An 11,340-nucleotide genomic window follows, 5' to 3' on the forward strand; every position below is an offset into this window, starting at 1 on the left:
TATAAAAATACCTTAAATACCGCTTTAAATCTGTTATTGCTTTTGCCTGCTAGTGTAATTTGATATCATGATAGTTGGGCTATATTTGGCTGGCAATTTTTAAATATAGATAGTGAATTGTATAATGATGGTACATATATTCTTTGGAGGTTTTTATGACAAATCTATTAAAGGTAATGACTGTGTTTGGGACAAGACCGGAGGCTATCAAGATGGCTCCGCTTGTCAAAGAATTAGAAAAATATCCTGATCAAATTCAATCGATCGTTACAGTAACAGCACAGCACCGCCAAATGCTGGATCAGGTCTTAAATATTTTTGAAATTACACCTAACTATGACTTAAATGTAATGAAGGAACGCCAATCCTTAATTGATGTGACCACACGAAGCTTAGAGGGGCTAAATGAAGTAATGGCAGAGGTAAAACCCGATATCGTTCTCGTTCATGGTGACACGACGACAACATTTGTGGCGAGTTTAGCGGCTTTTTATCATCAAATTCCGATAGGTCATGTGGAAGCAGGACTTCGCACACATAATAAATATTCACCATACCCTGAGGAAATGAACCGTCAATTGACAGGAGTACTCGCTGATCTTCATTTTTCGCCAACAGTACAATCAAAGCAAAATCTGTTAGTAGAAAATAAAAAAGAAGAAGCCATTTTTATTACAGGAAATACAGCTATCGATGCTTTAAAAACAACCGTTAGAGCAAATTACTCCCATCCAGTTCTGGATAAGCTTGGGGACGATCGCTTAATTTTAATGACAGCTCATCGAAGAGAAAACACAGGTGAACCGATGGAAAACATGTTCCGTGCGATTCGCAGAGTAGTGGAAAAGCATGAGGATGTTCAAGTCGTGTATCCTGTTCACATGAACCCAGTGGTTCGTGAAATTGCTAATCGAGTATTGGGAGAAAACAATCGAATTCAGCTGATCGAGCCGTTGGATGTGATTGATTTCCATAACTTTGCTTCACGGGCCTATTTGATTCTAACCGATTCTGGCGGGGTTCAGGAAGAAGCGCCATCTTTGGGTGTCCCTGTTCTTGTTTTGCGCGATACAACCGAGCGTCCGGAAGGGATTGAGGCGGGAACCTTGAAACTGGCAGGTACAGATGAAGAAACCATCTTTGGTTTGGCTGATGAACTTTTGTCGGACAAGTCCGCCCATGACAAAATGGCGAAAGCCTCCAATCCATACGGAGACGGATTCGCCTCCAAACGAATCGTCGAAGCGATTCTTTATCACTTCGGAAGAAACGAGCAACGACCTGCCGACATGGAGTAAGCAGGGAAAGTGATAAATTTATGTAAGTTTTATGTGCCCTCTTGTTTTGTTTAGAAGACAAGAGGGCTGTTTATTAATTGAATCCAGAAGAAGAGATGTGGTTATAAATGAAGTTTAATAAGATTCATCATATTGCGATCATTTGTTCTAATTATGAAAAGTCGAAGGATTTTTATGTGCGGATTTTGGGGATGAACCCTATTAGCGAGGTCTATCGAGAGGAAAGAGATTCGTATAAGCTAGATTTAGAAATAAATGGGCAGTATCAGATTGAATTGTTTTCATTCCCAAACCCGCCAGCACGGCCAGGCTATCCGGAAGCCGCCGGTTTAAGACATATTGCCTTTGAAGTTGACGATATAGAAGAGGCAGCAGCCTACTTTGAAAAACACCAAATAAATGTCGAGGCTATCCGAATCGACCCTGTAACCAAAAAGAAATTCACCTTCTTCCCCGACCCGGACGGACTGCCGATCGAACTCTATGAAAAATAGAGCAACAAAAAAGAAGAGCAGGAGACCATATCAATTCGGTCATGCCCTTCTTTTTTGTCCGCGTGGAATGGACAATTTAGCCTAACTGTCCACGAGCGGTGCCTGACACCATCTCGGAAGGCCGTATTCTTGTGGGGCCAGGTGCCATAGCTGCTCAATGTATAGGGGTTTATATTCGGCCCATGTCCTGGGTAACTGACATTTCCTAGACCAGGGTAGCCGCCACCAGTTCCCGGAGTATAGCCGTAAAATCCACCACCCGACCCAGAGCCATAACTAGGGTAGCCCCCATAGCTGCCGAATCCTCCAGTTCCGATGCCTCCAAGCAGTCCAGAGCCTAATTAGCCTAAGCCAAGACCCAAGAGCCCAGCGCCAACTTGACCAAGACCCAAATGTGAATTGGTATGATGTCCATAGTGATGGCCCCCATGATGGTTGTATCCCTGAAGATGATTGCCATGATGATAGCTTCCATGATAATTCTCTACGGGCATTCTAAAAGGATGATACATACAATCTCCTTTCTCCTCATAGTCGTAATTAGCCTATGTATCTTTTAAGATATTTCTTGGGTTGGAGCCAACATTTTTAGAAATTGAGGAATTCATCTTCCCCAGAAAAGATGTCCAAATACGTCTCAAGTCCTAGTTTTCTTTCCGTTTGAGGTCCATGGCAAGCAGGAGTTTTTTCGTGTAGTGTGGAAGTAGTGGATAAAATCATTTCTTTTGGTACAAATTGCAAGAATGTGAAACATTCTATTGATTTTATTCGTATGAATATAAAGGAAACCTAGTCAGGAGTCGATTATTATGAACCCTATCCTTTCATTAATCATTCGTTCATTTGTGGCTGTCCCTGTCACCGTTTTAACCGGGTTAATCAGCTTTTTAGCGCTTGATCAGCAATTTCTGCCATCCCTGGGCTATGCGATTGCGGGCGGGATCTTAACCCACTTAATACTTGGGCTGTTCATGAACAAGAACTTTTTAAAAAAGCATCAGCTTTCAAGCAAGGAATACCGCTACATTAAGAAAAATTTAAAGGAAGCCAAGCGAAAAATCCATCGCTTGAATAAAAATCTTTTCACAATCCGCGATATTTCGTCTGTAAAGCAGAGAATCGATATACTAAGAATCACCAAAAAAATACAAAAGATGACCCTAAAGGAGCCGAAGCGTTTTTACCAGGCGGAGCCCTTTTATTTTTCTCATCTGGATTCCGTGGTGGAACTGACCGAAAAATATAACTTCCTATCCACTCAGCCGAAAAAAAGCATGGAGCTGGACCAGTCCTTAATTGAAACACGCCGAACCTTAAATGAAATGACACGGATCTTGGAAGAGGATTTATATCATGTGATATCTGATGATATCGATACCTTAAATTTTGAAATTGATGTCGCAAAGCATACAATCAAAAAACAAAAGGACTCTAAATTTCCTGAAGAGAATAGGTGGCTAAAATGAGCGAAAACAACCCAATTGAACCCAATAAATCTGGCAACTTATTAGATGATATCCTTGCTAATCCCTTTGGCGACGGACTCGCGCCATCTAAAAGTCGGGCCCCGCAGACGGGTGAACCAAAGCCGGTCAAGTTAATTGACGTCATTCCTGAGGAACACCGGGCAAAAGCGTATCAGATTGCCGAGCAAATTGATCCCGCCAACCATCAGGCGATGATTCAATACGGCACCCAGGCCCAAGGCAAGCTCCTCAGCTTTTCTCACACCATGCTCGAGCACGTTCAGAAAAAGGATGTCGGCGAAATCGGCGACATTATCAGCGACTTAATGAAGCGGCTGAATGAGGTGAATCCGGATGATTTAAAGGATGGGAAGCCATCCTTGTTTGCGCGTATGTTTGGAAAAATTTCCGGCTCCATCCAGGAGGTTCTCTCCAAATATCAAAAAACTGGGGCGCAAATTGACCGAATCAGTGTGAAGCTGGACCGCAGCAAAAATGTCCTTTTGTCTGATATCAAGCTTCTTGAGCAGTTATATGAAACGAATAAAGAGTATTTCCACGCCTTGAATGTCTATATTGCGGCAGGGGAAATCAAGCTTGAGGAAATGAATGAAAAAATTATCCCGCAGTTAAAACAGGCGGCACAGGTCTCCAATGATCAGATGAAGTTTCAAGAAGTCAACGATATGATTCAATTTGCCGACCGCTTGGATAAACGGCTTCATGATTTGAAGCTAAGCCGAGAAATTACGATTCAAAGCGCACCGCAAATCCGCCTGATTCAAAATACGAACCAAGCGTTGGTGGAAAAAATTCAATCGTCGATTATGACCGCGATTCCGCTTTGGAAAAACCAAGTGGCTATAGCCTTAACGTTAATCCGCCAACGTCATGCGGTGGAGGCACAAAAGCAGGTTTCAAAAACGACCAATGAACTGCTGTTAAAAAATGCAGAAATGTTAAAAACAAATACAATTGAAACCGCGAAAGAAAACGAGCGCGGCCTAGTCGACATTGAAACGCTAAAGAAGACTCAAGAAAACCTTATCACCACACTGGAAGAAACATTGCGCATTCAAGAGGAAGGCCGCCACAAACGTCGTGCTGCTGAACAAGAACTCGCTACGATGGAGAACGACCTAAGAATAAAACTATTAGAGATAAAAGGGAAATAACGAAAAAGGGTCTCCAGAAGGGAGACCCTTTTAATTATTAACCGGGACTGTGTTATAGTACTCCTCTAGAGTGATGCCCCGTTTCATGATTTTTTTGGCGATGGTTTTGCCGACGTAGCGGAGATGCCAGGGCTCATAAGTGTAGCCGGTTATGGCATTCTTTCCTTTCGGATAGCGGATAATAAAGCCGTAATCAGCGGCATGCTTCTCAAGCCATTTTGCCTCTTTTGTTCCTCCAAAGCATTCCTCAGCCGCGCACCGGCCATCCCCACCGGTCACATCAATGGCAAGCCCTGTTTCATGCTCGCTCGTTCCGGGAACCGCACTATAGGTTGCTGCTTTTTCATAGCCATCTTGATGTACATAGCTATTAAATAAGACCGTTTGAGCAGCGTGTGAGCGATAAGCCGATACACCTAAAAGATTTACACCCTGTTTTTTAGCACTCGTGAAAAGTTTTTCAATCGCGGACGCCGCTGGAGTACGCATTTTCCGCTTCTCGGATTTCTCTTTAAAAATAAATGGGATATTCGCATCCACTAAATCCCCCGGTGAATAATTTTCCGGCAATTTATGCAGTTTATTGACAAGAACAGGGATACTTTCGGGATTGGCTACAACAGCGATACTTTCATCGGATGAGGAGCGCGTCTTATTCGTATGTGATGTTGGCTTGTTCAGTGCGATTTTTTCCTCTTCCTGTGCAAAATGAAATTTTTCCATGCAGCCTGCTAACAAGATTGCCGCTAGGAGAAGACCAATAGTAGGGGGCCACAATTTTAACATGAATAACTTCCTTTTTTTTAAAATTAAATCCTGTTATCATCATGGACACTATTAATAGACTTAAAACCTCTCAAGTCCTATTTAGAGACAATCATCCTTGCGGAAAATAGAAAAATTTCCACCTGTTGGGTCCTAAGACACTTTTCATTTATAAATTTGTTGGATATAGTTTTGATAAACACATAAATCGTACGAAACGGCAAAGCCATTGAAAAGTGGTGACGCAAAACTACAGGGGCTAATGTCTAACGACAATGCTAGCCAGTTACCGAACACGACGTACTCCTGCGATTTATGTAATCCACAATTGGGGGGTTATCATGTGTTGAAAATGTTTATTCGAGGCAAATATTATTATCATTTAATCCAGTACCGCCACAACGAAATCCTGCAGCAGGACTGCCTTGATGAGGAATTAAGAATGAAGTTAAGGGTGAAATCCAGCTACCATAATAGCAAGGCCGTGGAGCTAGGGGCAAAAATGTAATCGTTAACAAAACTTGTCTAAAAAAAGCCTAGAATCCCAGGCTTTTTTTTATGCGAATTTTTGTACAAAATTACAGCAGGAACAGGCTCGTCCAAGCAGTCTTTTGGTTACATGATGTTCATAATAAATTTCTTCAAAACCGCAAACAGGGCATTCAATTATGTGAAAAATTCGTCGTTCTCCTAAAATGGCATCTAACAATATCTCAAAGTCCATCCTGTTGCCCCCTATGATTTTTCTTTAAAGATAGCAAAAGCCTGTTGTGAAAAGAGAAGAATTTTGTCATTTGAAAAAAGTTTATTTTCGACAAAAAAAGCGCGGGGAGAGGGGCCCTGCGCCATGATAGTATAATTAATGTGACATCGTTGCACTTCCATCATCATGACCGTCTTTCGTCACCTTTAAAATACCAACAGCCCCTTTTGTAACATGATTGAATTGATGGGTGACAAACGGAAAACTTCCTTCTTTTGTGACAGTAAATTCGACTACGGCTCCGCCACTAGCTGGGAGCATGATGGTTTGCAGTCCTTTCAAATGGTTAAACGGATTTCCATCAACAAAAACATCATCCATAACCGTGCCGACAACATGGAAGCTGCTTACTTCATTTGGTCCAACATTCATCACGTAAAACCGTACCTTGTCGCCTACTTTGGCAAGCAGAGGTTTGTCAACTAAAGCACCAACGGCCCCATTCGTATTAGCATCGCCTTCTTTTAATGCTTTTGTTGAAAAGACAACATACTTCGGTACTCCATTCGTGAAATCATCTAAATCGTTGTATTTATACCATTCATTCTGGATAATAACGATTTCACGATCGACCTCTGAGTCGGTTGGGTAGCCTTCTTTCGGTTTGACGATAATTGTTCCGTGCATGCCATTGGCAATATGGGCCAGCACTGGTTTTGTTCCACAATGATACATAAATACACCAGGATTATTAGCGGGATAACTGAAATTACCTGTCTGGTCAGGCATTACATTGGCAAAATCCGCTGAGGGTGAAGCGTGTACGGCATGAAAATCCATGCTGTGAGGAATCGATGGATCCATATTCGATAATTTAAAATTGATTTTATCCCCTTGATTGACGACAATGACGGGTCCGGGAACTTCGCCGTTAAAGGTCCAGGCTTTATAAACATCTCCTTTGGAAATTTCAATATCAGTGATTTGAGCAGTCATTTCGATATTCACTTCATGCTCTCCAATTCGATTGATTTTAACTGGAGTCGGTTTTTGATTCAAATGCTCATGCGGCCCTAATACTTTTGTAGCTGTGGATTTGCTTTCTTCCGCCTTAACTTTCTTTTCCTTTGAAACATCAGAAATACCACAACCACCTAACACCATGACAGAAGTGACCAAAATTGCTCCAAACTTAGATATTTTACTCACTTAAACTCCCCCATTTACCCTCATTAATATGATTACGCTTTCATTTTAACTTGTGAGAATATTCACATAAGTGATGGCGGTCACGCAAACTTATTAGGTATGTGAAGGTTTTGTGAAAAGGTGAGCAAAGTTCTGTTGGCACTGTAACAATATTAAATAAGTAATAAATAAAATGGTTATTCTAGAAAGAGAATAGGAGGTTAATTATGAAAAATAAAAATGACAAAACGAGTGAAGGCTTGAATCAAATCTTTGAAATCATCAATGCCAAAGGTGACACCGGCGAACTCAGGGAAATTGTCGAGGAAAACGATTCCAGCGAAATTAACCCTTCCACCACATCATCAGATTAGCCCAAAGACCTAGATACAGTTCTAGGTTTTTTTTATGTATTTTGTGGACAAATCAACGTGATAATGTGGATACCTCAATGTGTTTTGTGGATAAACCACTGGAAAAAGTGGATAACTCTAACTGGATTGTGGATAAATGAGTGGGTAATAATTGAATAATTTTAGTTATGCACATTATTTGTGTATAAAAGTCTGAAAAGTGTGGATATTTTCCGGTGGAGTGTGGATAGCGTGCCTAAAACTGTTGGTAACTACCGCAAAACTTGTGTATAAACGTAATGACTTTTAGCCTATTCAGTCATGATCATCCAAAAGATGAATCATTTCCTTTATACGAAACCCCTTAAAACAATATGACATTTGTCACCTCATTTTCATGACACTGCTAACTAAAATTCCCCACCCCTCCAACGTACAATGAAATCAAGAAAGCAGGAGGTGTTCTTAACATGAACGAAATTTTAACCCTAACAAACGTAACAAAGTCCTTTCAACATAAAACAGCTGTAGATAATGTATCTTTTTCAATTGGCAAAGGAGAAGTCGTAGCGATACTCGGTCCGAATGGTGCCGGGAAAACGACGACAATCTCGATGATTTTAGGGCTCCTAAAACCTACAGCAGGGGAGATAAGCCTGTTTAACCTCGAACCTCACGAAAAGCAGGTCCGCGAAAAAATCGGTACGATGCTGCAGGAAGTCAGTGTGATGACGGGCCTAAAGGTTCGGGAAATTCTTCAATTAATCAGAAGCTATTATCCAAGGCCGCTCGACCTGCAAGAACTCATCAATTTAACAGGACTTACCGAACAGGACCTTAAAACCCGAGCGGAAAAATTATCAGGCGGACAAAAGCGCCGTCTTAGTTTTGCTCTTGCTCTGGCAGGAAATCCCGAACTGATTATTTTCGATGAACCGACTGTCGGGATGGATATTACTTCAAGAAATCGATTCTGGCAGACAGTTCACACTCTGGCTGAACAGGGCAAAACAATTATTTTTTCTACCCATTACCTCCAGGAAGCCGATGACGCGGCCGATCGGATTTTACTTTTTAAAGACGGCAACATCGTGGCGGACGGAACGCCGCAGCAAATCAAAGCGAGAATTTCTAAACAGTCAGGGTCCTTTATTGTCAATCCGGAACTATCCTTAGAGAAGTTATATCTTCACAGTGAAATCGATGATATTTATCGAAAAAATAACAGGGTTTATGTGCAGTCGTCGAATACGGACCGAGTTCTTGAATTGATTTTTTAAGAAAAAATCGGTGCGAAAGATATTCAAATTGAACGCGGCAAGCTAGAGGAAGCATTCGAACAATTACCGGGTAACGCCAAGGAGGTCATAAAAGATGAAAGTATTTCAAATGCAATGTAAAACAGAGATTATTCGCGTGTTAAGGAATCGCTATTTCGTGTTTTGGTCGCTAGTGATGCCGATTCTCTTCTATTATATTTTCACGAATGTTGTCAATACGAATGCGCCTGATCAGGCCGAGTGGCAGGCACATTACCTTATGTCGATGACGGTGTTCAGTGTAATGGGCTCATCAATGATGACGCTCGGAATCCGGATGGTGCAGGAACGTTCGCAAGGCTTGTCAACGTTTATTCGAATTACACCGTTATCAGACAGCGTGTATTTTGCCGCGCAAATGGTCGGACAAAGCGTAATTCATGCCTTTTCAATTACGATTATTTTTATCGCAGGAGCTTTAATCAATGATGTGTCCTTAACCGCAGCCGAATGGATCCTTAGCGGTGTCTGGATTTTGCTCGGTTCGCTGCCATTTCTTGCAATCGGTACTCTAGTCGGAATGATGAAAAAAGTAGAAATTGCAGCAGGGGTCAGCAACGTGATTTATATGGTGCTCGCAATTTCAGGCGGGCTGTGGATGCCGCTTGAGATTATGCCGAAAATGATGCAGGCCATCGGTAAGTGGCTGCCATCCTATAATTTTGGCAATGGTGCCTGGGAGATTGTTCGTGGCAACATGCCGGATTGGAAAAATATTCTGATTTTGATCGCGTATTTAGTTTTGTTCATGCTACTATCGAAGTATATTAGAAGAAAACAAGAAGCGGTGTGATGATGGATGAAAAAGTCGTTTAGCCTGTTCATGCGTGGAAATATTCCCGTTTGCCTTCCATGTAATGAGGACAAAAACCTTTTTCATGCCTGCTGAGCTTATTTATTTTGTTCCATTTCTCATCATCATGCTGATTTCGCCGTTTGGCATCCGTTCGATGAACCGGAGGATGGAGCTTGAAAAGGAGCTTGATAAAGCCAATAAGCAAATCGAAGAATTGGTGAAGCATGAGGAGCGGGTGCGGATTGCCCGCGACCTTCATGATACGCTCGGCCATACGTTGTCCCTGCTTACCCTGAAAAGTCAGCTTGTCCAGCGGCTGACCGCAGTTGATCCAGAAAGGGCAAGACTTGAAGCAAAGGAAATGGAAACGACGTCAAGGGCAGCGCTTAAGCAGGTGCGCGAACTTGTTACGGACTTGCGGGCAGCAACCATTGCCGAAGAACTCATCCAAATCAAAATTTTACGGGCAGCGGGCATTACCTATCAATATGATGGAGATCATGACTTTTCAAAAATTCCCCCATTCACACAAAATATCGTCGGGATGTGTGTGCGGGAAGCCGCGACTAATGTAGTAAAACACAGCCGAGAGACCCCTTGCTCTGTTTCCATCAATCTATCATTTGAAAAAATGAGGGTTGTGATTCATGACGATGGGATGGGGGTCATAGAGAAGACCAAGCAGTTCGGAAATGGATTGAACGGGATGGTGGAGCGGCTGGCCCTAATCGACGGCTCGATTAGCCTATCGAACCATAATGGCGCTGTTTTAGAAATAAACGTTCCAATTATTAAAAAAGCAGGGGGGGCAGCGGTCTGATTCGCTTATTTATCGCTGAAGATCAACGAATGCTCCTTGGGGCACTCGGCTCGTTACTAGATTTAGAACTAGACATGAAGGTGGTTGGCCAGGCAATGAATGGGGAAGAAGCACTTGCTTCCATCCTTGAGCTTAAGCCGGATGTCTGTTTAATGGATATTGAGATGCCTGTTATGAATGGGCTAGGTCGCGGAAGAACTTGCACGAAGGAGCGAACCAAGTAAGGTAATCATCCTCACCACCTTCGCCCGTCCCGGATATTTTGAGCGCGCCGTCAAAATTGGTGTTCACGGCTATTTGCTTAAGGATGGGGAGATCGAAGAGCTTGCGGATGCGATTCGCAAAGTGATGGCGGGAAAACGGGTGTTTAGCCCAGAGCTCACCTTTAACGTTATCCGCGAGGAAAATCCACTTACTCCTAAAGAACAAGAGATTTTAAGATTAGCAGCCATAGGGAAAACAACAAAAGAAATCACATCCGAGCTCTATTTATCATCCGGCACCGTCCGTAACTACATCTCCGAAATCATCCACAAACTCGAAGCCAAAAACCGCACCGAAGCCGCCGCCATCGCTGAGAAAAAAGGGTGGCTATAGTATGAACGGTGTCAGGCACCGTTCGTGGACAATATGCTCCATTTATCCATTCTAGGTGGACAGATGGTTATAGTCCGGTTCCGTTATAGGGGGCGGATTTTTTGGCAGTTTTGCAATTCAAAATTTATTCAAAAAAAATACCGCGCTTGAATATAGGAAAACTGTTGTATTCACTACGCTTTTTCATATTATCATAAATTATTTTAAAAAAGGTATTGACCAATCTATTAATCTCCTGTAATATAGGAAAAGTCGTCAGCGAGACGATGAAAGAAAAACAAAAAAGTTGTTGACTTCGAGTTAATAACTTGTTATGATAATAAAGTCGCTTTTGAGCGATGATGAAATTGTTCTTTGAAAACTAAA

At 42.2% G+C, this 11,340-nt stretch carries 11 protein-coding genes, 3 pseudogenes and 1 riboswitch; of the genes and pseudogenes, 10 read left to right on the top strand and 4 right to left on the bottom strand.

Annotation, left to right across the window (positions count from 1 at the left end; all coding sequences use genetic code 11):
- Positions 1–155 precede the first annotated feature (155 nt).
- Positions 156–1,298, top strand: coding sequence for a non-hydrolyzing UDP-N-acetylglucosamine 2-epimerase (gene wecB, locus ACIFOT_RS27140; RefSeq protein WP_430070479.1), 1,143 nt, complete (start codon positions 156–158; stop codon positions 1,296–1,298).
- 107 nt (positions 1,299–1,405) lie between these two features.
- Positions 1,406–1,792: an SMU1112c/YaeR family gloxylase I-like metalloprotein gene (gene gloA2 / locus ACIFOT_RS27145; protein ID WP_430070482.1), complete on the top strand. Its 387-nt coding sequence runs from the start codon at positions 1,406–1,408 to the stop codon at positions 1,790–1,792.
- Positions 1,793–2,133: 341 nt separating this feature from the next.
- On the opposite strand, the gene ACIFOT_RS27150 is transcribed toward gloA2, so the two are convergent.
- The gene (locus ACIFOT_RS27150) at positions 2,134–2,304 is read right to left on the bottom strand and encodes a hypothetical protein (RefSeq protein WP_430070485.1); all 171 of its coding nucleotides are present in this window, start codon (positions 2,302–2,304) and stop codon (positions 2,134–2,136) included.
- A gap of 297 nt (positions 2,305–2,601) precedes the next feature.
- On the opposite strand from ACIFOT_RS27150, the gene ACIFOT_RS27155 reads away from it, so the two are divergent.
- Positions 2,602–3,258 carry a 5-bromo-4-chloroindolyl phosphate hydrolysis family protein gene (locus tag ACIFOT_RS27155; RefSeq protein ID WP_430070487.1) on the top strand — a complete coding sequence of 219 codons (657 nt, stop codon included), beginning with the start codon at positions 2,602–2,604 and terminating at the stop codon, positions 3,256–3,258.
- A complete protein-coding gene (locus ACIFOT_RS27160) occupies positions 3,255–4,433 on the top strand; it encodes a toxic anion resistance protein (RefSeq protein ID WP_430070490.1) in 1,179 nt (392 codons plus the stop codon). Before ACIFOT_RS27155 ends, ACIFOT_RS27160 begins: the two co-directional genes overlap by 4 nt.
- Before the next feature lie 30 nt (positions 4,434–4,463).
- On the opposite strand, the gene ACIFOT_RS27165 is transcribed toward ACIFOT_RS27160, so the two are convergent.
- Complete coding sequence (locus ACIFOT_RS27165; RefSeq protein WP_430070493.1) at positions 4,464–5,219, bottom strand: M15 family metallopeptidase; 756 nt, start codon at positions 5,217–5,219, stop codon at positions 4,464–4,466.
- Between the two features lie 188 nt (positions 5,220–5,407).
- Positions 5,408–5,492, top strand: a riboswitch (cyclic di-GMP riboswitch).
- A gap of 49 nt (positions 5,493–5,541) precedes the next feature.
- Here ACIFOT_RS27165 and ACIFOT_RS27170 point away from each other — a divergent pair.
- A complete protein-coding gene (locus tag ACIFOT_RS27170) occupies positions 5,542–5,706 on the top strand; it encodes a hypothetical protein (RefSeq protein WP_335441842.1) in 165 nt (54 codons plus the stop codon).
- A gap of 48 nt (positions 5,707–5,754) precedes the next feature.
- Here ACIFOT_RS27170 and ACIFOT_RS27175 read toward each other — a convergent pair whose 3' ends face one another.
- Together ACIFOT_RS27175 and ACIFOT_RS27180 are read right to left on the bottom strand one after the other, a co-directional pair.
- Positions 5,755–5,922 carry an acyltransferase gene (locus ACIFOT_RS27175; RefSeq protein WP_430070496.1) on the bottom strand — a complete coding sequence of 56 codons (168 nt, stop codon included), beginning with the start codon at positions 5,920–5,922 and terminating at the stop codon, positions 5,755–5,757.
- Positions 5,923–6,057: 135 nt separating this feature from the next.
- Entirely contained in the window at positions 6,058–7,065 is a 1,008-nt protein-coding gene (locus ACIFOT_RS27180; RefSeq protein ID WP_430070507.1) for a multicopper oxidase domain-containing protein, read from the bottom strand.
- Between the two features lie 251 nt (positions 7,066–7,316).
- Here ACIFOT_RS27180 and ACIFOT_RS27185 point away from each other — a divergent pair, with 251 nt between their 5' ends.
- The 5 genes and pseudogenes from ACIFOT_RS27185 (at position 7,317) to ACIFOT_RS27205 (ending at position 10,974) form a co-directional block, all read left to right on the top strand.
- Complete coding sequence (locus ACIFOT_RS27185; protein ID WP_430070498.1) at positions 7,317–7,463, top strand: hypothetical protein; 147 nt, start codon at positions 7,317–7,319, stop codon at positions 7,461–7,463.
- Positions 7,464–7,912: 449 nt separating this feature from the next.
- Positions 7,913–8,842 (top strand): annotated as a pseudogene (locus ACIFOT_RS27190) (ABC transporter ATP-binding protein).
- A complete protein-coding gene (locus ACIFOT_RS27195) occupies positions 8,817–9,554 on the top strand; it encodes an ABC transporter permease (protein WP_430070501.1) in 738 nt (245 codons plus the stop codon). The pseudogene ACIFOT_RS27190 and the gene ACIFOT_RS27195 overlap by 26 nt, the downstream one beginning before the upstream one ends.
- 94 nt (positions 9,555–9,648) lie before the next feature.
- A pseudogene (locus ACIFOT_RS27200) lies at positions 9,649–10,377 on the top strand (sensor histidine kinase); the annotation flags it as partial.
- Positions 10,374–10,974, top strand: a pseudogene (locus tag ACIFOT_RS27205) (response regulator transcription factor). The pseudogenes ACIFOT_RS27200 and ACIFOT_RS27205, both read left to right, overlap by 4 nt.
- Positions 10,975–11,340: the final 366 nt, after the last annotated feature.

Source organism: Neobacillus sp. NRS-1170 (assembly GCF_050468025.1).